The sequence below is a fragment of the Cupriavidus sp. IDO genome (assembly GCF_000812465.1).
Lineage (GTDB): Bacteria > Pseudomonadota > Gammaproteobacteria > Burkholderiales > Burkholderiaceae > Cupriavidus.
In genome coordinates this window covers 1-20,635 of the sequence record NZ_JWMA01000130.1, presented here as the reverse complement: position 1 = coordinate 20,635, position 20,635 = coordinate 1, and the positions used below count along the sequence as shown (strand labels likewise).

Annotated in this window: 22 protein-coding genes; 7 read left to right on the top strand and 15 right to left on the bottom strand. The window is 61.8% G+C overall.

Annotation, left to right across the window (positions count from 1 at the left end; translation table 11 throughout):
• Positions 1–263 precede the first annotated feature (263 nt).
• Entirely contained in the window at positions 264–695 is a 432-nt protein-coding gene (locus RM96_RS28410; protein ID WP_039015073.1) for a hypothetical protein, read from the bottom strand.
• A gap of 447 nt (positions 696–1,142) precedes the next feature.
• Positions 1,143–2,033, bottom strand: coding sequence for a LysR family transcriptional regulator (locus tag RM96_RS28405; RefSeq protein WP_082016749.1), 891 nt, complete (start codon positions 2,031–2,033; stop codon positions 1,143–1,145).
• Positions 2,034–2,150: 117 nt separating this feature from the next.
• Between RM96_RS28405 and RM96_RS28400 the strand changes: the two genes are divergently transcribed.
• On the top strand, positions 2,151–3,575 hold the full coding sequence (locus RM96_RS28400) for an aldehyde dehydrogenase family protein (RefSeq protein WP_039015071.1): 1,425 nt from the start codon (positions 2,151–2,153) through the stop codon (positions 3,573–3,575).
• Positions 3,576–4,161: 586 nt separating this feature from the next.
• Positions 4,162–4,449: a hypothetical protein gene (locus RM96_RS28395; RefSeq protein ID WP_039015070.1), complete on the top strand. Its 288-nt coding sequence runs from the start codon at positions 4,162–4,164 to the stop codon at positions 4,447–4,449.
• A gap of 536 nt (positions 4,450–4,985) precedes the next feature.
• Here RM96_RS28395 and RM96_RS28390 read toward each other — a convergent pair.
• From RM96_RS28390 to RM96_RS28375, 4 genes are all read right to left on the bottom strand, one after another.
• Positions 4,986–5,300 (bottom strand): hypothetical protein, encoded by a 315-nt coding sequence (locus RM96_RS28390; protein ID WP_052279804.1) that lies wholly within the window; start codon positions 5,298–5,300, stop codon positions 4,986–4,988.
• An 840-nt stretch (positions 5,301–6,140) separates the two neighbouring features.
• Complete coding sequence (locus RM96_RS28385; protein WP_039015069.1) at positions 6,141–6,524, bottom strand: hypothetical protein; 384 nt, start codon at positions 6,522–6,524, stop codon at positions 6,141–6,143.
• A gap of 462 nt (positions 6,525–6,986) precedes the next feature.
• Positions 6,987–7,226 carry an IclR family transcriptional regulator C-terminal domain-containing protein gene (locus RM96_RS28380; RefSeq protein ID WP_152624227.1) on the bottom strand — a complete coding sequence of 80 codons (240 nt, stop codon included), beginning with the start codon at positions 7,224–7,226 and terminating at the stop codon, positions 6,987–6,989.
• A gap of 111 nt (positions 7,227–7,337) precedes the next feature.
• Positions 7,338–7,808: a hypothetical protein gene (locus tag RM96_RS28375; RefSeq protein ID WP_039015067.1), complete on the bottom strand. Its 471-nt coding sequence runs from the start codon at positions 7,806–7,808 to the stop codon at positions 7,338–7,340.
• Positions 7,809–8,814: 1,006 nt separating this feature from the next.
• Here RM96_RS28375 and RM96_RS39525 point away from each other — a divergent pair.
• Positions 8,815–8,991: a hypothetical protein gene (locus RM96_RS39525; RefSeq protein ID WP_193752543.1), complete on the top strand. Its 177-nt coding sequence runs from the start codon at positions 8,815–8,817 to the stop codon at positions 8,989–8,991.
• 236 nt (positions 8,992–9,227) lie between these two features.
• Here the strand turns inward: RM96_RS39525 and RM96_RS28370 are convergent, their stop codons facing one another.
• The 8 genes from RM96_RS28370 to RM96_RS28335 all read right to left on the bottom strand — a co-directional run bounded on the left by RM96_RS28370 (position 9,228) and on the right by RM96_RS28335 (position 16,571).
• Positions 9,228–9,584 (bottom strand): hypothetical protein, encoded by a 357-nt coding sequence (locus RM96_RS28370; protein WP_039015066.1) that lies wholly within the window; start codon positions 9,582–9,584, stop codon positions 9,228–9,230.
• Between the two features lie 32 nt (positions 9,585–9,616).
• Positions 9,617–9,808, bottom strand: a complete 192-nt coding sequence (locus RM96_RS28365; protein ID WP_039015065.1) for a hypothetical protein — start codon at positions 9,806–9,808, stop codon at positions 9,617–9,619.
• A 104-nt stretch (positions 9,809–9,912) separates the two neighbouring features.
• Positions 9,913–11,298 (bottom strand): FAD-binding oxidoreductase, encoded by a 1,386-nt coding sequence (locus RM96_RS28360; RefSeq protein WP_039015064.1) that lies wholly within the window; start codon positions 11,296–11,298, stop codon positions 9,913–9,915.
• A 121-nt stretch (positions 11,299–11,419) separates the two neighbouring features.
• Positions 11,420–14,680, bottom strand: coding sequence for an ATP-binding protein (locus RM96_RS28355; RefSeq protein WP_039015063.1), 3,261 nt, complete (start codon positions 14,678–14,680; stop codon positions 11,420–11,422).
• Entirely contained in the window at positions 14,670–14,891 is a 222-nt protein-coding gene (locus tag RM96_RS28350; RefSeq protein WP_152624226.1) for a hypothetical protein, read from the bottom strand. The genes RM96_RS28355 and RM96_RS28350 overlap by 11 nt, the downstream gene beginning before the upstream one ends.
• 190 nt (positions 14,892–15,081) lie before the next feature.
• On the bottom strand, positions 15,082–15,444 hold the full coding sequence (locus tag RM96_RS28345; RefSeq protein WP_039015061.1) for a hypothetical protein: 363 nt from the start codon (positions 15,442–15,444) through the stop codon (positions 15,082–15,084).
• Positions 15,445–15,635: 191 nt separating this feature from the next.
• A complete protein-coding gene (locus tag RM96_RS28340) occupies positions 15,636–16,058 on the bottom strand; it encodes a hypothetical protein (protein WP_039015060.1) in 423 nt (140 codons plus the stop codon).
• A gap of 177 nt (positions 16,059–16,235) precedes the next feature.
• On the bottom strand, positions 16,236–16,571 hold the full coding sequence (locus RM96_RS28335) for a hypothetical protein (protein ID WP_039015059.1): 336 nt from the start codon (positions 16,569–16,571) through the stop codon (positions 16,236–16,238).
• Positions 16,572–16,853: 282 nt separating this feature from the next.
• On the opposite strand from RM96_RS28335, the gene RM96_RS28330 reads away from it, so the two are divergent.
• Entirely contained in the window at positions 16,854–17,678 is an 825-nt protein-coding gene (locus RM96_RS28330; protein ID WP_238587452.1) for a helix-turn-helix transcriptional regulator, read from the top strand.
• Positions 17,679–17,986: 308 nt separating this feature from the next.
• The gene (locus RM96_RS28325) at positions 17,987–18,442 is read left to right on the top strand and encodes a carboxylesterase family protein (protein WP_193752542.1); all 456 of its coding nucleotides are present in this window, start codon (positions 17,987–17,989) and stop codon (positions 18,440–18,442) included.
• A gap of 354 nt (positions 18,443–18,796) precedes the next feature.
• Here the strand turns inward: RM96_RS28325 and RM96_RS28320 are convergent, their stop codons facing one another.
• Entirely contained in the window at positions 18,797–19,384 is a 588-nt protein-coding gene (locus RM96_RS28320; protein WP_039015057.1) for a TetR/AcrR family transcriptional regulator, read from the bottom strand.
• Positions 19,385–19,552: 168 nt separating this feature from the next.
• Here RM96_RS28320 and RM96_RS28315 point away from each other — a divergent pair, with 168 nt between their 5' ends.
• Positions 19,553–19,801 carry a hypothetical protein gene (locus RM96_RS28315; protein ID WP_039015056.1) on the top strand — a complete coding sequence of 83 codons (249 nt, stop codon included), beginning with the start codon at positions 19,553–19,555 and terminating at the stop codon, positions 19,799–19,801.
• 130 nt (positions 19,802–19,931) lie between these two features.
• Positions 19,932–20,411, top strand: a complete 480-nt coding sequence (locus RM96_RS28310) for a nuclear transport factor 2 family protein (RefSeq protein ID WP_039015055.1) — start codon at positions 19,932–19,934, stop codon at positions 20,409–20,411.
• The last annotated feature ends 224 nt before the right edge of the window (positions 20,412–20,635 follow it).

Sequence of the window (20,635 nt, the reverse complement as noted above, 5' to 3'; positions counted from 1 at the left end):
CGATGACATGGCTTTGTTAGCTGCCCTTGTGCAGATGACCGTTAGCCTCGGAGAGCGGCCGTCCATATGGCGCAGAAGCCAACGGCGCAAGCGGGTCGGCAACGGCTGCATTGGGTCGGTAGCGAATGCAGGTCAACCGCCGGCTCGACATGGTCCACCGCGCGTTCAGCCGCTTGTCCGACAACGCGTCGAATCGGATTACGAGATCGACGCCGCTTTCCACGAAATCGATCGGCAGTCCGCACTGTCGAACTTCCGCCAGATCACCCACGCATCCGCAACAGATCAGTGTAAGAGACCAGCTTGCGTTTCTCATTAGCAAGCGTCTTTCGTTTGGACGCCGAGCGGGTTGGTTGGCCGCGCTCGAACTTGGCGGCGGCGCGTACGTCCTCCCGCGTGTAGGTCCGCGCGGCTTTGGCTTCCGCCTTCAGGCGTTCAGCTTCTAGCCGCGCAGCAGTGCGTTCCTCTCGGGCAACATCTTGCACGGCCGACATGATTTCGGCTCTTAGTAGATCGCGCCTTTGCTTGGCAGCGGCACGGGCAGCCTGCAATTGCTCTTTCCTCTGACGCAGCCAGTCTTTCCCATTGACCGGCGCAGGCCTGGCCTCTGGCGGTACGCTCAGGCGCAAAGCCCTGCTGATTGAAACCCTCTCGGTCGGCAGGATGCGCCGCGTTTCCTGCTTCGCATTACTCACGCTGCATCACTCCCCCAGCACCACATAGGTGCGGCCCATGCATCACCAGTTGAAGTCCATGAACTCATCTCCCCAACCTTACCATAGGACTCCATCTCGGGGCTTGGATGAAGGCGGCTGAACACCGGCATACCGCGGCGACCGGCTGCTCCCGGCCAGTGGACGGTACCCGTCAGAGACCCAACTACCGTTCATCGGCCCTATATGGACGCGGGCCTCCAGGGCTTCCAACAAGCTCGGCAGGGAAATTCAATCCAATACTGCGCCGATCAGAATAGAAAGCAGTGCCACAACACATCCATATGCAGACAACGTCTGACACAGTTATGGACCGGCACTTTCGCATCCGAAAGGATTCAATTCGCCTGCCTCGAAGCTAGCGCATGGCGTCCGACAGAAGGCGCCGCTTGGCGAATTGTCTCTTCAGCTTGGTAGACACGCCTCTCGCTACGGCGCTTCAGCCAAGCGCAACTCATGGACCAGGCTAACAAGGGCGCGCAACCGCGCGGGCACGAAGCGATGACCTGAATAGTAAAGCCTCAGTCCGCCAAACGACGGGCACCACGGAACCAGCACGGGCACCAGAGCGCCGGTCTTCAACTCTTCCGCGATGAACCATTCGGAGATAAAGCCGATGCCCAGCCCGAGCAGTACCGCCTGCTTGATGGCCAGCAACTCATTGAGCGCGATACGGACAGGCAGATCCATCTGTAGCTTCTGGCCCTTGTGCTCCAGCTCCCAGTGATAGATGCCACCGTGGGACATACGCATGCCGATGCTCTGGTGCTGGAGCAGATCACGTGGGTGTCGGGGCGTGCCGTGGCGCTCCAGGTATTCAGGCGTTGCCACCACAAGCATGCGGACGTCGCGCGAAAGCGGCACGGCGATCATGTCTTGCGGGACGGATTCGGCCAGGCGAATACCTGCATCGAATCCTTCGGCCACGACGTCGATCATGCGCGACTCGCTCATGATGTCGATCCGTACCTCGGGATAGCGCTGCGCGTACAGGTTGAAAAGCGGCTCCAGCAGCAGGTTTGCCGCGCCCTGCGGCGCATTGATGCGCAGGGTGCCACTCGGCACGTCTGGGCCGGTACCGGCTTCTTCGCCTGCGCTCTTGATTTCCGCCAATGCGGGGCCGATGCGCTCCACATAGCGTAGCCCCGCGTCCGTGAGGGCAACGCTGCGTGTCGAGCGATTGAAGAGACGCACCCTCAAGCGTGCCTCCAGTCCGGCCACGGCGCTGCTCACGGCTGAAGTGGACATGCCCAACTCCTGCGCCGCGCCACGAAAGCTGTTCCTGCGCGCGACGGCCAGAACAACTTCCAGCTCGGTCATTCCTGTTCTGTGCATGAATTGTCCTGAAATTCAGCATACATCATCAGCCACAAGACGGCTTATCGGAACAGTAAACCAATCCTAGACTTCGTTGCATCCCACTCGGAATAAGCCACCATGCAACGCATTAAGCACATCTACATCAACGGCGAATTCGTCACGCCGCACGGCCAGGAATGGTTCGACCTCCACAACCCGAGCACCGAGGAAGTCATCGGTCAGGTGCGGCTGGGCGATGCGCAGGACGCGCGGCGCGCCATCGCGGCGGCCCAAGCGGCATTCCCCGCCTGGTCACGCACCACGCGCGAGGAGCGCATTGCTGCTCTGCAGCGCATGCATCGGGCCGTGGCGGCGCGTGAAGATGAGTTGATGGAAGCCATCCTGACGGAATACGGCGCGCCGTTAGTCCGCGGGCGCTGGATGGCGACGTATCCGGCCGATGTCATTGCCCAAGCCATCGATACCCTCGAGTCCTTCGCGTTCGAGGAGCAAGTCGGCTCGGCCAGGGTGATCCAGACGCCTGTCGGCGTTGCCGGTCTGATCACCCCATGGAACAGCAATGCGGGCTTCATCTGCAACAAGCTGGCCACCGCGCTGGCGGCGGGTTGCACCGCCGTCATCAAGCCCAGTGAGATGAGCGCGATGCAGACGCAGATCGTGGCCAGGGCGTTGCACGAAGCCGGCCTCCCCCCAGGGGTATTCAACATCGTCAATGGCCGGGGCGAGGTCGTCGGCGAAGAGATCGCGCGCAACCCCGGCGTCGCTAAGATTTCGTTCACGGGCTCGTCCGCAGTGGGCCAGCATCTGGTAGCCACCGGCGCGGCGACAATGAAGCGCGTGACCCTGGAACTGGGCGGCAAGTCGCCCACGGTAGTCCTAGCAGACGCGGACTTTCCGGCCATCATGCCGCTGGTGCTGCAGGCGGGCTTCGCCAACAGCGGCCAGGCTTGCATTGCCGGGACGCGTATCCTCGTGCCTCGCAGTCGTCTGACAGAGTTCGAGCAGATCGCGAAGGAGGCAGTCTCTCATTTCCGATCCGGGGATCCGCGCAATGCCGACACCGACATCGGCCCGATGGTGAGCCGGAAGCAATGGGAACGGGTGCAGGACTACATCCGTATCGGACAGCAGGAAGGCGCGACGCTGCTGGCAGGTGGTGAAGGCCTGCCCGATGGAATGCGCGCCGGATGGTTCGTGAAGCCCACCATCTTTACGCATGCCGACAACCAGATGCGCATCGCGCGCGAGGAAATCTTCGGTCCTGTGCTGACGATCATCCCCTACGAGGATGAGGCTGACGCGATCGCCATTGCCAACGACACACGCTATGGCCTGAGTGCCCTTGTGCTGGGAAAGAACCTGGAGAGCTGCGAACGTGTGGCACGCCAGATTGATTCGGGCCGTGTGCTCGTCAACACCCTGGCCCACGAGCCGCGCGCACCATTCGGAGGCTTCAAGCATTCAGGGCTCGGGCGAGAAATGGGCAGATGGGGTATGTGCGCCTACTTGGAACCCAAGACTTTGCTTACAAGTACAAACTGAGCCGCATAAAAGCCTAGTGAGGCTCTCCCGAAATCAGTGCCGCCCAAAATGCTTACCCAAGTCACAGGGCGCGGCAGGGAGCGCGACTAGCGCCGACCCGCGACGCAACTTCCGAAGTCGGCCAACAAGCGACATTCAGGCACAACCTCGTGCGGACGTTCGAAGGTCGATTCACCATCCCATACCGGTCGTTCGGAGGCTCGCTCCGCAGCCGCGAAGCCCTGTGGCTCGCGTGCCCTAGCCGTCCGCCGTGGCGGGCCGTCCCATCAGGTCAGACGCATCATCCGCTTTCCAGCCACTACTTCTCAATCCACTGTTGATGGCGCTCGGCGAGCGTGGCTGCGTGCAATCGTCCGGCCGATCCGGTCCTCGCGTGCGTCACAGCTCCGCGTCGAGCGCAAGGCTGCGAATTGCGACGCGTTCCTTTACGTAGACCTGAACGTCGCGGGTGCCCCAGCAACACTGCGCTGACGGGCGTGCTGGGCGTGCACATGAAGTCGGGCGAGCATGCACCACCGAGGCATCCCGGTGCACTTCGACGCCGACGTCGCGTGGGATCACTGGCTCAACGGCACCGGCAAGTCCGGTGACTGCGGCGCTCTCGACCAACCCGGGCAACGACTGGGACGTCTTCGCTACGCCGTCAGACCGCGACGCGGTGCAAGTGAGTGTCGGTGCGCAGGGGACCGTGTCGAAGGGCACCACCGTGGATGGCAAGCTCAACGCCGAAGCGGGCAACCGCACGCACGACTATCGGATGCGTTCGCATGAGCGCAGCCGCGTCGTTCGACTGTCCGGATGTTCAAGCCGCAAATTTTTGACGGACCAAGGGCGGGGCGCCGTACAGACAGGGGAAAACGCGTGGGTATTGTGAGGAACCGAAGTTCGTGAGACTGCGTTTTCCAAAGAATCAACGACTTATCAGTTAATTCGGCCAGCGCTCTCACGTATTAGAACCGGAAATAGCGAGACTGCCCTGACTTGAAGCGCGAATTCGTTGGACTGCTCCGCGCCGGTTGCTCACTGTCTCTTGCCGACACGCTAACTCCATTTGACTCGCTGATATATCAACGACTGTTCCCAAAGTCCAACGGCCGCTCGTGTGGGGCCGGTTATCGCATTAGCTTGTATCTGACGTGGCAGTTAGTGGGGGGGTCGGCGCAAACGTCTCTACCGAGGGCCAACGCACTGTTTCTCTTGGAGCCGAGAATCATGCGCGAGCACCCAGAGCGCCGCTACCTCGTGGTAGCCCCACAGATCTCGGGAAAGCCTGGCATTCCGGTTCGTGCAGGGCCCGGTAATTCCGGCGGGACCATCAAATGGCGTCAGCAGCTGCGGGTGTCACGCGGTAGTTGGTGCGAGTCATCCGCAGCTCTGCAAAGATTGCTGGAGTGGGATCGAGGCCCGTTATCAGGCAAGGGCTCCATCGGTGTACGGATCGGCGGAGCGTGCGGGAGGAGTCGACGGGCCCGTGCGATCCATGCCAGCAAGGGTTCGAATGCCATCGATGCGTTCGTTCAGCGCCGCATTTCGGGCACCATCGATGAATGTATCAAGTTGTTCGACGCGCGCACCATCGGTGAAGACATCCCGCTGCCCGATGCGAGCGCCATCGGTATAGACGTCGCGGGGCGAGTTGACAGCGGCAACGGCGGCTTGGGAAGCAAAGGCGGCGACGGTGGCAATCAGCAGGGCAGCACCGGAGATGTGGCCGAGGCGTTTCATAAGTAGCTCCTTAGGGAATGCGTGGAAAGCGACAGTTCAACGACCGGATCCGTGCAGCCTGTAGGAGCGGCGCCATGTTGCGATCGTTGCTACCGTATAACGCGCCGCTATCGCGAAAAATTCCCGTCGGTTGAAAGTTTGAATAGGTGTCATAGGTGCCTGGTGCGCATCAGATGTGCGAAGTGACCAGGCGCGTGGCGAGCGCAAGAAAGACCGCACCGGCAAACCAGTTCCGTCCATGCTGTGCGCGCGACGAACGTAGCAGCAAATGCTCCAAAGGTGCCTGACGACCAGGCGATAGCCGAGAACACGAGGAACGTGGCCGCAACGAAGATCGCGCCAAGTGTCAGGATCTGAACGGCGATGGGCCCGCGCTCGGCGGCTACGTACAGGTTAGCCGGACTAACTCTTATATGAAGACATTAGAATCTGGCGCCACATGTCCTGTCGCTGTCCAGGGTGTTCTGAAATGTCGGGGTGCTGGCTAATTTGAAATGTCGGCACGGGCGTGCTTTTTGTGCGGGGCTCGGTTCTTTCTTGGGGTGGTTCGTAAGGCAGTGCTGCTGGCCTGAGACAGCCGAGTCCGGCTCAGGGTGGGGCAGGCGGCTGCGGGATCTAACAGTTGGCCCAGGCGGTGTAACGGCCGCAACCGACCCTTTGCGGACCTTCCGCTATTCTGGAAGCTGACGTTCAACGACTAGGTTCACCGGGCTGGCGCTGGAGCACTGGACGATTAGCGAGCACACGAGTGCGCCGGCTCCGTTGTAACCGCTAGTTGGGCGGCATCACGGTCACTGTACGACCATGGTTGGCGCGCGATTCTCACACCGTTGACGGTTCTCATAGCCAACGCTTTACCGCCGCTGCGGTATCGCTCGGCAACGTGTTGAAGCATATCTTGGCTTGAGGTGCGTGCTGGTGCACCACATTGATTAACTTCTCAAACAGCATGAAGTTGCTTGGATTCGCGCGTACACCCGCCCCGATCAAGACACAATCGTAACGCTTCTGCTCGAGTCTGCTTTGAACAACTGCCTCCGCAGTCTCGCCAAAGTCGGTCAAACACATCTGCACGCTGTACCCAAGACGAGTCAATTCGTCTTCAGAAGACTTGAGACCGGCCAGCACCTTCGGTGCGTCCATGCCCGGCGCGTAGCCCGGCTGTGAGAAATCAATCAGTGTTGGATCTAGGCCGATCACAAGCACACTCTTGTCGTCTGTCATAGCTACCTCCGTTACGTTAGCCCCATGGGACATAGGCCAAGCGCCCGACAATGCTCCCTCGTACTTGGGTGCAATTTGGTGCTCTATCGCACATATTCAAAGTGATCGCGAATGGCCAACGACGGGTGCTCTCGTGCAATGCTCCGGCGGCTACTTCTGGAGCCCCGTATTGACAGTCCGTTCCTGGCCGGGAACAGCCCGATTGCCCAGGGGGCGGAGAACTCCGCAACGACGGGCTGTAGCCGACCCAGACAGCCGTTCGTATGCATGTGAACGCAACGACTGCTTCAAGGGAACAACAGCCGCACGATCAACTGAATCGGTCGGCAAGTGATCGGCCTGTGGCTCACCCGGGTACGGGTGGAAGAAAAGAACTCGCATGGACGATCGACGCTTTCCCTCCGTAATGTTGGTTACGCAAAGAGCCTGACCTGCGAACGATTTGGTCCTACGGGTGCGCTGTTATGACACCCGATAGCCACGCCGCTTCGAGCCTCCTTGGGCACAAGCACCCAATGCTTTGGGCATGGGGCCGTCCCAATCGGTATCGACCGTGCCGGTTGATCCCATGATGGTGATGGTCAGCGCGATATTTCCCGGGTAGTCGAATACCGGCGCGGAAAAGGCAACGATTCCCGGCGTGCGATGGTTGACCGTGCGGGACATGTTGCGCACCCGCGCTTCCTTGAACATCTCTTTCACCACTGCTGCTTCCAGCGGATGCGGCCCCCCGTCGAGTGCTCAGGACCTGCAGCGGCTACCGCCGCCCCCCACCGGGGTAGCCAATGTCGCAGACGCCGCCCGCACGCGGTGTCACACCCCGCTGAGGTGCTGGCAATGTTCGCGAAACCAGCGGTCCAGCCCTTGCTGCGCGCCGGCCCAGGTCGGCATCTCGCCGACTGCGCCGGGCGCCAGACCAAGGCTTTCCCACGCCGAGTGCAAGAGTTGATCGACAGGCTTCCAGAAACGCCCACCCAGATTCTGCGGCTCTAGAACAACGTCGTGGGCCGCAATCCATGCGTAAAGAGCCCGCCGGTCTTGCTCCGAGGGCAACTCGGTCGACTGCAGCGCCTGTGGCGGGGGCCTGCCGATCGCGGCCGCTTCCAGCCACGCGGCCAAGGCACCACGCAGCGGCTGCTCGGCCAGTATGGCCGACAGCGCGACGCCCCGGCGCAGGTCCGCGAGCAGGTACAGGCAGGCGCGCGGCGGCGTCTGCCCGCGAAAGAGCGTGCAGCGGAGGGCCCAAGTACGGGCGGAGGGCGCAGGGTGCGTATGCAAGGACATGGGCGAAAACTGAGAGCGCTTCCCTATCGCAAGCAAAGCTCGCGCCGGCCTAGATGTCAAGCGCTGGCCACTCTGGAATGCGTCGCTGGGTCCCCATGGCCCGGTTGCAAAGCCCATGCACGGGCATGCCTCGCCCACCGGGGGTGGCGAGGGCACCTGTCATCACGTACATAGATCCAGAGCTGACCCGTCTTGGTCTTGCCATTGCAAGTCGGTTTGTCAGGTCGGAGTTGACGTTCGAACGTCCATGCAACGGCATCGATCAATGACGGAGACTGGCCGGTCTCGGTCGGACGCCCGCTGCGAAACTACAACCTTCTCTGACCGACCCTTCTGAGCCATTCGACCACGCAGCGCCGAAGGGCCGAGTCAGCCGCGAAAGCGCAATCCGACCCAACGGTGGCGATGGCCGGATCCGCCCCTTTGCTTACGTTTATAGCGCTGGAGCTAACTGGCCGTCGTTCTTGCTTTTGGTTTGCTAGAGCAGCCTCCGAGACATGATCCATTGGCATAGCTGCTCTGTCGGCGACCAGGGCAGCGACAGTGCGTGCCGCTTGGGGATCACGTTCAGCAAGAACGCGGATGATCTCGCGTGTGCCAATCTGTTCGAAGTAAGGTGTGGATCTGGATCTCCAGGATCACGGTGGGCACAACCATCTCTTGAAAGCGGTTAAAGAGCTACGAAGACGCTTCCAGCAAACTTCCGCTGGCGCCTGGTACTCAGCATCCCGTCCGCTAATCGGGGTGTCGGCTCGCACATTTGATGTATGGGGAGACACGCCTGGCGAATGTTGTGCCCCTGTGAACAGCCAGCCTCCAACCTGTTGGCCCACAGCAGACAGGTTGGCCGCGTCCGGACGCTAAATGGCGGGTAGAGTTTCGACAATGCTCTTATTGTTCCGCGAGTTAGGTACCGAGTCAGGTCGTTTGAGCCATGCTGGCACACGATATGCGAAGGCTCTAGTGAGCCCGTCAATGCTCACAGCCACCCTCAAGGAGAACCGCAATGACTACTCTCGTAATCAAGGATCTGTCCTGTGTTGAAGAATTGGATGGCAGCACCATGGCAGAGGTGCGCGGCGGGTGGTTCGCCTTTGTGGGGCTCTTCAAACACAGCGACCCTCCCCCACCGCCACAAACATTAGATTCAAACATGCCCTTATACGGCAACAATACTGCATGACCACGGAATGCATGGGTCGCATCGCGACCTTACCGCCCATCCGCACCCGGACGCGGTCGTTCCACAATGGCTGCTTCCCTTGACGCTGAATGGGTGCTGATGACTTACTCGTCGAGTGGCCGGTTCCCAACTAGTTACCTGTCGTTCGGGCGAGGAATTTTTCGATTTGCTGGATAGCCGAAGATCGCCGGTCTCGGTCGGATGCCCACCGCGAATCTGCGGCCGTCTCTGACCGATCATGGACGACCGAGCTTGGCGGCTGGCACCCGACCGAGATCGGCAAACAGCGCACCGAATAGAAACCTTCCGCGAGGTAGAAGCGATAGGTCCAATCGCGGACGGGATCTCGCCGTCCACGTGGATGATGTCGATCGCGACGTCCGCGATAGCAGCGGCCAGTCGCGTGATCGCTTGCGCCCGATGGCCCCCTTCAGGTCGCGGTCGGCAAGGCCGGCGTACACAAGGCGCCGGTTGGCCAGCAGGCGCCCCATCACTTGCGCCAGCAGGAGGCCGCCGAAATTGTGGCGGTCGATGGCGACGAACAGGATGGCGGGACAATCGGGATTCACCGAGGCGCAACCGGTGATCGGCACGCCTTCTTTATAGGTCTCCCGCAGGGCCAGGCCTATCGCAACAGATAGAGCGAAAACTGCCCACCGTTCATCGGGAAAGCTGCGCCAGCCATTTCACCCAGCACTTCCACTGCACCCGACCCACCCATCGATATGCCGCCGGCACAGTCCACGCTCCTCCCGGCGTCAGTGCACGCAGTGAAAAGCACCAGGGCTGCGAGCCCGGCGCAAACCAGCTTGCTCATGAACTTCTCCTCGCGATTTCGGCGGGCAAGGGGAGTGGGAGTCGCCGGGAATCAGGGCGGCGAGTCCCACAATGATTTCAGCAGTCGCAACCTTCGGTCTACCCTCAGGCGGGCCTGATGTTCTGGTTCACGCGGAACAGGTTCGCCGGGTCGTACTTGCGCTTGATCTCCGCCAGTCGCGCATAGTTGTCGCGATAGGCAGCCTTCACGTTGTCGTTGCCTTCGTCCATCATCATGTTGACGTAGCCGCCGCCAGCCGAGTGCGGATGCAAAGCCAGCCAGTAGTCCTTGGCCCACTGCACGATGCGGTCGTTGTTGGCCGGGCCGGGATCGACGCCGACAATCACGCTGGCGAAGCTCGCATCGCGGTAGCTGAACGCGGTGTCATTGGGGCCCGCGCGATGCGCCGCGCCGTTGATGGGATACAGGTGCATGGTCGAGTGCATGGACGGCAACTGGTGCCCGTACTTGATATGCAGGTCGATGGCCTTGTCGCTGAGGTCACTCACGAAGTCGGCTTTCCAGTACCACTGCAGGCCAGGCGGATACAGCGCGTCGAACAGGCTCTGCAAGACCGGCCAGGGAATGGGGCCGGCAAAGTCCACCGCCGGTGGCATGGCGTCGCGAATCGGCTTGAAGCGCGCTTCGGCCTGATCGAGTGGGCCCGTGTAGCACCACACCACGGCGCACATCTTCTGCAGGTGCACTGACTCGGGGAACGGCGGCCCGGGCGGCACCGTCACAAAGCCGAACCAGCCATTGATGTCCTGCGGTGCAGTCAGGATGAAATCGCGCCACCACTTCATCAACTCGCGCGCCTGGTCCATCGGCCACAGCATAGGGCCGCCGTAGACCGTGCCGACGGGATGGGCCTTGAATTCGAACGAGGTGGCCACGCCGAAGTTGCCGCCACCGCCGCGCAGCGCCCAGAACAGGTCCGCGTTCTCGTCGCTGCTGGCATTGACCAGTCGCCCGTCGGCCAGAACGACCTCGGCGCTGAGCAAGTTATCGATCGTCAGGCCGTAGGCGCGGCTAAGGTAGCCAATGCCCCCGCCAAGCGTCAGCCCACCCACGCCCGTGGTCGAGATGAAACCGCTCGGCGTCGCCAGGCCATAGGCGCTGGCGGCGTGGTCCACATCGCCCCAGGTGCAGCCGCCACCAACCCGAATGGTGCTGCGCTTCGGATCGACAAACACGCCTTTCATCGGCGACAGGTCGACCACCAGTCCGCCATCGCATGTGCCGAGCCCCGCGCCACTGTGCGCACCGCCACGTACGGCCAGCAGCATTGCGCTGTCTCGCGCGGCGTTCACCGCCGCAATGACGTCCGCGACATCCGTGCAGCGCGCGATCAGTGCCGGGCGCTTGTCGATCATGCCGTTGTACACCGCGCGTGCCTGTTCATAGGCCGCATCGCCAGGTTGAATCAATTGCCCCCGAAAATGCAGCTTCAGCGCAGTGGCGACGATTTCACTCAGAGCACCTTTCATGGTTGCCTCCTGTCCGGTTGGTATGCAGGAGTTTTAGCAACCTCGGCGTTTGAAAGGCGTTAGGCGCGCCGTTATATGCGCCAATCTCCGACGCGGCTGGCCCGGAGCGGCCAAACCATGACTAACGCGCCAGTAACGCGCGCGCCCGGACGATGTCGGGCTGGTCGAAGCCTTCGGCGAATCGGGCGAGCGGCGGCTCGACCACCCGGCGCGCGCCGATGCCCTCCCGTGGCTCGCGCAACGCCGCCAGCGACAGCGCGGCGCGCAGCTCGAGGGGGCGAGCCCGTTGGGCGGCAGCGATCTCGATCGCCTTGATCAGCGACGATTCGGCTTCGGCCAGGTTGGCGCTGCGGTGCAACAACAATTCGCCGCGCAGGCGATAGAGCTCCGCGTCCAGCCAGTGCTCGCCAGTGTGCTCCGCATGGTCGAGTGCCTGATCCAACGCCGCAAGCGCGGCCTCAGTCTCGCCCACGTCACCCAGACATTCCGCCAGCATGCCGAGGTACAGCGGCAGCCGCAGGCGCGCGCCGGTGGCATGAAAGCCCTCGATCGCCACCTGCATTGCCGCCACGGCGTCGGCGCCGGGCGACTGCTTTGCATTGGCCCAGGCGAGCAGCACGTCAGCCCAGGCGAGGTAGTAGCCGACGTGGTACTGATCGGCGATCGAACGTGCTTGTCGGGCGTAGTGAAGCGTGAGGCCGTGCTCCCGGCGCAGGGCGTGCTGCGTTGCAAGATAAGACAGCGCCAGCGACTGGGAGAACGGGTGTGCCAGCCGGTTTGCCACCTCCAGCGCTTCGCGCCCACGCCGCAGGGCTTGATCGGCGAGCCCGGTGAACCAGAATGCATGGGCCGACCACGCCGAGCTCAACACGCCGAAGTTGCCGCCCATCAACGACACATGCTCGGCGTGCTGGGTATCGTCATAGGCGCCGAGCGCGCGTTGATACGCCGGCTCCGCCGCGACCCAGTCGCCCTGCTGGACCAGGCTCCCCATGACGTTGGTCCATGCCATCGACGCGTAGGTACCCCACCCCGGCGTGCCCAATCCCGCGATGAGCTCCTCGCTCAGGCTCCGCGCCTGGGCAAGCTCCGCACTGACGACGAGAAAGAAGGCAAGGCTGAGTTGGGCGCGCGCCTGCTGACTGAAGTCGCCCGCCTGTCTGCTGAGCTCAACGGCGCGCCGCAGCGGCATGTCGAGCTCCGGTGCCGCCCAGCCACGGGAAATCCGAATCGGCGGCGCAAGGTCGAGTTGCAATGCCAGCGAATGCCGGGCGCGTTCTTGCGGATCGACGATCTGCTCGGCTTGTGCCAGCCCGCGCTGCAACAGCGCAATGGCATCGTCATAGGCGTACACACTCTGCGCAACGCCGGCTGCGCGCCGATAGAAAGCGGCCGAATCGGTTGGCAGGCCCGCCTGTTCGTAGTGCGCGGCAATCTGCGCGCTTGCGGCGTCGAGACCATCGCCCGGCGCCTGTTCGAGGGCGCGTGCCACGCGTTGATGCAGGCCGCGGCGTTGTAGCGGACTGACCTCGGCGTACGCCACGTCCCGGATCTTGTCGTGGCTGAAGTCAAAGGCAAGGCCCCCGCTGTCTGGCTGGCGCACGATGCCTCGTTGCCAGAGTTCGTCCAGCGCGCCCGTGAGGGCGCACTCGCGCACGTCGCTCGCCCGGGCCAGCACATCGGCGGTGAACGCTCGCCCGATGATCGCCGCGACGCCGACGATATCGCGCGCGGCGGGCGACAGTTGCGCAAGCCGGTTCGAGATCACCGTGTACACCTTGGGCGGCAACTTCGGGACCGTGCCGTGCGGCGTCCCGCCGGCCGTTGCGGTATCGAACCGGGCGCGCATCATTTCGACCGTGAACAAGGGGTTGCCTTCGCTTTCCTCAAATAGCCGGGTTGCCTCCGCATCGGCCAGCGGCCGATTGATGATCTGCGCCGCGATCTTCGCGGTTTCGGCGGCATCCAGCGCGCCCAGCAACATCTCCGTGAGCTGGTCGTCGCGCCGCAAGGCGTCAAGCAGCCGGCTCACGGCGTGCAAGGGCGTAATGTCTTCATGCCGCGCCGTCGCGACCACGAGGAGCTTCGCGCTCACGTCGAAGCGCATCAGGAACCGTAGCCATTCAAGCGTCTCCGCGTCGCACCATTGCAAATCGTCGAGCAACAGCAGCAGCGGCCCGTCAGTCGCCAGCACGCCGCGCGCCAGCGCTTCGAAGAACCGCTGGCGCTGCCAATATTCGGTGAGTGGGGAGGGCGGAGGCAGGCCGGGCTGTTGCGTCAGCAGCTCTGGCAACAGGCGCGCGACTTCGGTCAACCACAGTCTGTCGAGTCCGCTCATCGCTTCGTGCAAGGCGGGGCTGCGCAGCCAGCCGGTGACCGGCGCAAAAGCGACCTGCCCCTCGGCCGCGTACGCACGCGAGTGCGTCGTGGTGAAGCCTTGCCCGGAAAGGTGCACGAGCAATTCCTCCGCCAGGCGCGACTTGCCGATGCCCGCCTCGCCCGAGATCAGGGCGAACTGCTTGTCGCCAAGCTGACTACGCTGCCACACCTCGAGAAGCCGCCGCCATTCGTCGTGGCGTCCGATCATTGACAGCATGGGGTCCCGTGGGCGTCGACGCTGTGTTGGCGCAGCCTGGGCAGCAAGGCGCGCATAGGCCTCACGCAAGGCTTCACCAGGCACGATGCCCAGCTCGCGCGCGAACGTTTCAACGCAGTTGCGATAGGCGCGCAGCGCGGATGCATGATCGTGATTCAGGGCATGCAGGCGCATCAGCGCCATATAGGTGGGCTCGCGCAATGGGTCGAGCCGCTGCAACTGCCGCGAATGCTTCAACGCCTTTGCGTAGTCGCGTCTGTCCTCGCTCAACTGGCTGAGCCGCACGAGCGCCGCGATGCACGCTTCGCGTAACTGATCGCGCTGCGGGGCGATCCAATCATCGTAACAACTGGCCAGGAGGTCGCCCCGATAAAGCTCCGCGGCATGCGTCAGGAACTCTTCCTCTGTGGCCGCGTCGTTGTTGCTTGCAGCCCGCGCCGCGGTGGCCAGGGCCGACTGAAACTGCGCGACATCGAGATCGAACGCTGAATCGGGCAACCATCGCACCAATTGCGCATCGGCCTGGACGAAACTGGCTGCTTGCGGCCATGACTTGCGTAGATGAAACAGGAGCTGACGCAATGCGTTGCGTGCCTGCGCTTGCGTGGAATCGGGCCAGAACAGGAAGGCGAGTTGCTGGCGCGACTGCGGCACGTCCCGATGCAGAATCAGATAGGCAAGCAGCGCCTGCAAGCGGGGAGAATTCGCGTCAGGCATCGGCGCGTCGGCCCCGTCGAGATGGAACTCGCCGAACAGGCGGACAGCGTAGCGAGCTTCAGGCGCCATGCTGGTCACCGGCGATCCAGGCGACTTCGGCGGCGTCGTGGAGGCTGTTCGATGTCGCCGCCGATACCCTCCGAACCATCGCCGCTGACCCCAGGCACCTCGGCGCGCAGATCGGCGCCACCCTGGTGCTCCACACCTGCGTGAGCGAGCTTCCCTTCTGCGCAGGCGGATAATCCTTGAGCGTCTTCACATGCGCACCGATGAGATCCATGACCATATATTCCATGTACATGTGCGATTGTGCATTGGTTGCGCGCGGCCCAGGCGTGGCAGGTCGCCTAGCGCTGCGGCAAGCGGCGTCCATTCTCATACGCCACCGAACCGGATTCTTCGTCGCCGGATTTGGCGAAGTGGCGACCGACGTCCTTCTCAGGCGCTGTCGCCGCGAGGCGGTATAGTGCCTAGTCCTCGCAGCGGAAATTTCCGCCGTTCCAGATGGGGCTGCCGTCTCCGCCCTTGATGCTGCCCGGGCTCTCGCAGGCCGCCCATTCCACGGAACCCTTCTTGAGCGTAATACCTTCGCTCCTACCCGGGGAGATCGGGCCCGCGCCACAGCCGGTCGTGCAGTAGCCCTGGTCGAACCACTTCACGAACACCCTGAACGAACAGTGGTTCGCCAGCACCGCCATGTCCTTGATCTTACTCTGGTCGAGCATCACGCACGAGTTGCCCACCCGGTAGGACTTCTTGGGCGTGCTGGTTGCCGTGCCGCCGCATCCGCTCAACGCGGTGACCAGCAGTGCCACGCAAGCGATCCCTTTCATGGTGATACCTCCGCGTCGCTGTTCTGTTGTCTGTTGAAAGGCGCGCGAGCGCCCCCACCAACAGAACGGGCCCTGTCGGCCCAACGTGGAGAGCGCTTTGCCGAAGGCGCGCGAAGGCCCTGGGTGTCGAGTCCTTTGGACACCCTTCTTCATTGATTTGCGAAGGTGCGAAGAGTCTTCGCGGGTACCAGTTACCGCTGTGCTCTGCGACGCTGCACGCCCACCACGGTCACCGCCGCACAGCACACCAGGTTGAGCACCGCGATCAGCGTGAAGAACAGGTCGTGGATGACGACGGCACCGTAGGCCACAGCGGTCGCGTTGGCCACAACCCATGATCCCCAGGTGAATAGGGAGATGTCGCGTGCGCCATCTGTGCTGCGCCAGACCGCCATCAATTGCGGCACATAGGTGAAGACGCGTGCTGCGTTGGTCAGGATGTAGAGCGAGGCGATCGTCGAGTTTGTCGCCCAGGGGGACACTGTCCCCTGGAGGTGCCCGCCCGGCCTGTTCCAGATGAACACGGCAAGAATGCAGGAGATCAGGGTGACCACATAACCGGCGGAGGTTCGCTTGGCGGCCGTGGCGAGAATTCGAGTGACGTAGTCGACCATCGGGGCCGCCTTTCTTCTATCTAGGAATTCGTGTTGCTCGTAAGCGTAAAAAATCGTTCCCGGCGCCGCGTCATCGGATCAGTTAGCGGTCGCGCTCTGCGTCCTGGTCAACGCGGCAGAATCCCTACCCGAGCGGCAGATTTCCAGGATAGGATTGCGGAGTACTTCAGCGTCTTCCTATGATTTGGTATTTGAGAGCACCCGGCGCGACGTCCAGGCAATGTTCATTCGCAGCAGGAGGTGCGCCGCCAGTGACTGGGGAGACACGATCAGGCAATTCACCGCCCGCGTCCCATCGGTCTGGATCTTGACGAATGCATTGCACGCCAGCACGTGATGGTCGCCTTCCGACAACTTGACGGAAAAGGGCCGCGCGGCGTCCAGCAACCAGTCCAGTGACCCGTCCCGATACTCCACGCGTAAGGCACCGTCCTTCGCCACGAGAGTGCTTCCAAGCTTCAGATTCAACGCATGGACCTGTCCCGGGTAACACTGTCGCTCGATTGTCTTCATCGTCAGTCTCCAGTTCCATTTTCCCGTCTTGCTGGTGCCGAACCGCTATCGACGAAAGCCCATATCGGGAGTACGGACGGCTCCGTCGCAACAGACCCTGCGCTGAAGAATCGGAAGCGAGCCTAGGTTTAATTTACTTTTCGCAGGAGCACCCCTTCCTTCGACGACAAGGTCTGGTCCCTGAATCTGTGGTTGTTATGGTCACCCTGCAATACAATAGCGGCGTGGATTTCATCGTAGATTATTCGCTGACGCCCGAAAATAACCTGAATAGGTGATCGCGTGAGCCCCGCCCAGCCAGTGCCGACGGCACCTCTCCCGTCCACTTCGGACAGACAGCCTGACGACGCGATCTTCGCACTCTGGGATGAGCTCGCGGACTTCGCGGTCGGTGACGGCGAAGCCGCCGTTGGGCACCTGCTGTCGCGGCTCTGTGCCATCTTCGGCGCGCAGAACGCCCTCTGGTCAGTGGTCGTTCGCCTGCCAAGTCCTGATTCGGGGGACCCATTGAATGGCTGGCGCCCCCGCATCGTCAAGCTTCTCAAACCCCTCGCGCAGGTTGCCGAATCCGTTCAGGAGCAATTCGACGCGTTGTGGTCGCAGTCCCTGGACATTTCACAGATCCTCGCCATGGCCGGTGATGAGGCATTCCGCACCAGGCTGCTCTTTGAGGCGCTTCCGGCCGAGTGGTTCGACGGCCCGCATTACCGGCGTCATTACCTGGCCGTCGGCCATGCAGACAGCATGTCAATGCGTTGCGCCCTCAACGAGGATGTCCGCGTGCACATCTTTATCTTCCGCAGTGCGGAGGCTCCGCGATTTGCATCCACCGACAAGGAGCCTTTCGGCCTCGCCTTGCGCGGGCTGCGCTGGCTCTACCGGCAACAGGTTCTCAGCCACGGACTGCTAATCGCCAAGGCACCGCTCACGGCGACGGAACGCAAGGTGCTGCTGGAGCTTCTGGATGGGAGAACCGAAAAGGTCATCGCGGCACTCTTGGGCCAGAGCCCGAATACAACGCACATCCATGTCAAATCGATCTATGCCAAGTTCGGCGTGCATAACAGGGCCGAACTGACGTCCCTTTGGCTCGGGCGCTTGCCCTGACGATATCGGAGACGGCTAACCGGATCGCGCCGTAGCGCCGCTACCGCAGTTCACAAAGGAGCGCCAATGGCGCGTAAGCCTGTGCGATCTGCGCCTGCGTCACGGCGACGATGAGCTCGACCTCGCGATGGCCCTGAGGGCGAAGATGGCATCGATGCCAGTACTCTTTGTTCACGCACAACGAGGCCAGGTACTTCATCAAGCCGGGAATGCTGCCTTACAACGAATGCTTCTATGGGCGGACCAGGGTGCTGGCCCGCAGCCAGGCTCGTGCCGTGTGCTCCGAGTTGGCGACGCTTGGAAGCCCCATGTATGAGCGATTCGATCGCGTCTATACGGATGCAGTGTTTGCCGAGCCCGTGCTCGCGACAGCAAAGCGCCTTCTCTTCTCGGGGCATCGGTTCCACTGCTATCGTTTCGACAGGGTATCGTCCGGCGCCGCAGCATCGAACTTCCGAGCTCAGCACACAGCCGAACTTCGATACCCTTTTGGCACGCTCACTGCTGACGGCTATGACGAGACGGACAAGCGGATTTCTGCATGGATGCAGATGCAGGGGTCAGCTTTGCCCGCAACGGTGCCCCCCGACGACACCGACTGGCGGCACTATGGAGAGGACGAGCACATGGTGCTTGTTGGCGATGAGATCGACCAAGGGCGGATCGAAGATGATTCCATCGTGTCGCTTCTGCACAGTCTGCGTACCGACCAGCCATCATCGCCAGCAGGCTTCCTGAGCCTTTGCCGCAGGCTTTGGCGCTGACGTCGATTTGATTCATGCTTCGCGTAACGCATTGCTGGACCTTGATGGAATTCTGTCCGGCCGTACGGATCGGCTCCAGTCATGCGGTGGGCCGCTGGCCGACTCCGGCCATCAGGCGACATTCGATCAGCCCTCGGTCGGACGTTCAGATGTCGGCTCCCCGCTGCAATCGGTCGATCTAGGAAGATTGGCTGTGCAATCCCAAGCCGCAAAAGAGTGTACCGACTGTGGCCCCCTGAACAGTTTTGCGGGACGCGGATGTGCAGACGGCCCGCCAACTGGCAGGCCGTCTCAACGGGCTACGGGGCAATAAGGAGCCTGCGCGGGCGCGGTACTTTCGCCTAGTTGTCTGTATCAGGCAGCTTTGGCTCTGCGCCTTGTTGAGGCGCCCTCTTCGATTCGCGCCAGTACGCGCTTGCCCGATTCAACCACCGTGGAATCATGCGTCATCTGATAGCGCACAATCATGCCTTCTACGCAGATCATCGCATCTGCGGCGACGGTAGCAGGTGACTGCAGCCCGAGGCGGCCAGCGAGTTCAGAAATGTACCGCTCCATTGAGTGCTTATGGGATACGGCCCGCTGAAGGTGCCCAGGGTCTCCCGTGGATCCGGCTTCGGCTACCACATTGATGAAGGCGCAACCACGGAAGTCTTCCTGCGCGAACCATTCACCCAAGGCTTCTGCGAGGACGGCCAGCTCGGCACGCTGAGCAAAACGAGCCTCCACCTCTTCGACAAACCAGCGCATCCAGAACTCATGACGACGGTCCAGGAACGCCGCAATGAGTTCGTTCTTGGAGGCGAAATGCCGGTAAAGCGACATTTTCGCAACGCCTGACTCGGCAATGATCTTGTCGATGCCTGTGGCACGGAACCCGTCCTGATAGAACAGGCGCGCCGCAGTTTCCAATATCCGGTCGCGTGCGGAAGGTTGTGACATTTCGGCCCCTTTTTTGACCCACTCGGTGCCTCCAGTATCGCAGACAGACCTGTCTCTGCAAAGGTACCGCGACGTGAGAAATTTTCTTGACAGACAGATCTGTCTACACCAATATAAATACAGACCTGTCTACATCATATCAAAGATCGATGCTTCAAGGAGGCTGCCATGCGCCACTCACATTCCCAAGTCGCCCTCCTTCATCAAGCTCTGCAGGCGGATAAGTCGAACCTGGCCACATGGCGCTGGTACAGCGATCTGGTCGACAGCCAGCGCCTCGTGCTTCGCCTCAATGAAGACCAGTGGGTCGTTGCAATTGACGGTAGTGACTTTGCGTGCGCGGAGGGCCTGTACGCGGCCGTGCGTTGGGCGCACATCATGACGCACTCGGGCGGTTACATCACGTTCGCGGCGTAAGCGAGCGGATTAGGAATCTGCCTGTGCACGGGCTAATCGCCACACCAAGCATTTGAAAACACCAGCACTGCTCTTATCAACCCTTCGGCCCGGTATCGGGTCTTCATCCACCAACCACAGAGGTGATTTCATGTCGACTAACACTGAACTCCGTCCACCGCTTCCCCCTTTCACACGCGAATCCGCCATCGAGAAAGTGCGCCTAGCCGAGGATGGCTGGAACACCCGCGACGCTGCCAAAGTGTCCCTCGCGTACAGCCTGGATACGCGATGGCGCAACCGTGCTGAATTCGCAAACGGCCGCGATGAAGCCCGAGCGTTTCTAGAGCGCAAATGGTCGAAGGAGTTGGAGTACCGTCTCATCAAGGAGCTGTGGGCGTTCACGGATAACAGGATTGCCGTGCGTTACGCCTACGAGTGGCGTGACGACTCCGGCAACTGGTTCCGGTCCTATGGCAATGAGAACTGGGAGTTCGGCGAGGACGGTCTGATGGTGAATCGCTACGCTTGCATCAATGATTTGCCAATCAAGGAAGAAGAGCGGAGGTTCCATTGGCCGCTCGGTCGTCGTCCAGATGATCACCCTGGCTTGTCGGATCTCGGCCTCTAATAGCTAGGCCGTCCATATCGCTCCGATTGGAAGCACCCGGGGAAGCAAAGGCAAAGGTGAGGCAGTTTCTGTGAAGGCCTCCCGCAGCTCGCGATGAAGGAGCAACCCCGTCGTCTCGCTGTCCTTCTAGTAGGAAGCGCTAAACAGTATGAGACATGGGATCCACTTGACACCCAAGGTCGGCGAGGCGTTTGAGCAGGCGGCGGATGGTCTTGTTGACGTCG

Excerpts from the sequence above, each read along its gene's own strand:
- RM96_RS28405 (WP_082016749.1), bottom strand. The coding sequence starts at position 2,033 with ATGACCGAGCTGGAAGTTGTTCTGGCCGTCGCGCGCAGGAACAGCTTT.
- RM96_RS28400 (WP_039015071.1), top strand. The coding sequence starts at position 2,151 with ATGCAACGCATTAAGCACATCTACATCAACGGCGAATTCGTCACGCCG.
- RM96_RS28390 (WP_052279804.1), bottom strand. The coding sequence starts at position 5,300 with ATGAAACGCCTCGGCCACATCTCCGGTGCTGCCCTGCTGATTGCCACC.
- RM96_RS28385 (WP_039015069.1), bottom strand. The coding sequence starts at position 6,524 with ATGACAGACGACAAGAGTGTGCTTGTGATCGGCCTAGATCCAACACTG.
- RM96_RS28375 (WP_039015067.1), bottom strand. The coding sequence starts at position 7,808 with ATGTCCTTGCATACGCACCCTGCGCCCTCCGCCCGTACTTGGGCCCTC.
- RM96_RS39525 (WP_193752543.1), top strand. The coding sequence starts at position 8,815 with ATGACTACTCTCGTAATCAAGGATCTGTCCTGTGTTGAAGAATTGGAT.
- RM96_RS28365 (WP_039015065.1), bottom strand. The coding sequence starts at position 9,808 with ATGAGCAAGCTGGTTTGCGCCGGGCTCGCAGCCCTGGTGCTTTTCACT.
- RM96_RS28360 (WP_039015064.1), bottom strand. The coding sequence starts at position 11,298 with ATGAAAGGTGCTCTGAGTGAAATCGTCGCCACTGCGCTGAAGCTGCAT.
- RM96_RS28355 (WP_039015063.1), bottom strand. The coding sequence starts at position 14,680 with ATGGCGCCTGAAGCTCGCTACGCTGTCCGCCTGTTCGGCGAGTTCCAT.
- RM96_RS28350 (WP_152624226.1), bottom strand. The coding sequence starts at position 14,891 with ATGGATCTCATCGGTGCGCATGTGAAGACGCTCAAGGATTATCCGCCT.
- RM96_RS28345 (WP_039015061.1), bottom strand. The coding sequence starts at position 15,444 with ATGAAAGGGATCGCTTGCGTGGCACTGCTGGTCACCGCGTTGAGCGGA.
- RM96_RS28340 (WP_039015060.1), bottom strand. The coding sequence starts at position 16,058 with ATGGTCGACTACGTCACTCGAATTCTCGCCACGGCCGCCAAGCGAACC.
- RM96_RS28335 (WP_039015059.1), bottom strand. The coding sequence starts at position 16,571 with ATGAAGACAATCGAGCGACAGTGTTACCCGGGACAGGTCCATGCGTTG.
- RM96_RS28325 (WP_193752542.1), top strand. The coding sequence starts at position 17,987 with ATGTATGAGCGATTCGATCGCGTCTATACGGATGCAGTGTTTGCCGAG.
- RM96_RS28320 (WP_039015057.1), bottom strand. The coding sequence starts at position 19,384 with ATGTCACAACCTTCCGCACGCGACCGGATATTGGAAACTGCGGCGCGC.
- RM96_RS28315 (WP_039015056.1), top strand. The coding sequence starts at position 19,553 with ATGCGCCACTCACATTCCCAAGTCGCCCTCCTTCATCAAGCTCTGCAG.
- RM96_RS28310 (WP_039015055.1), top strand. The coding sequence starts at position 19,932 with ATGTCGACTAACACTGAACTCCGTCCACCGCTTCCCCCTTTCACACGC.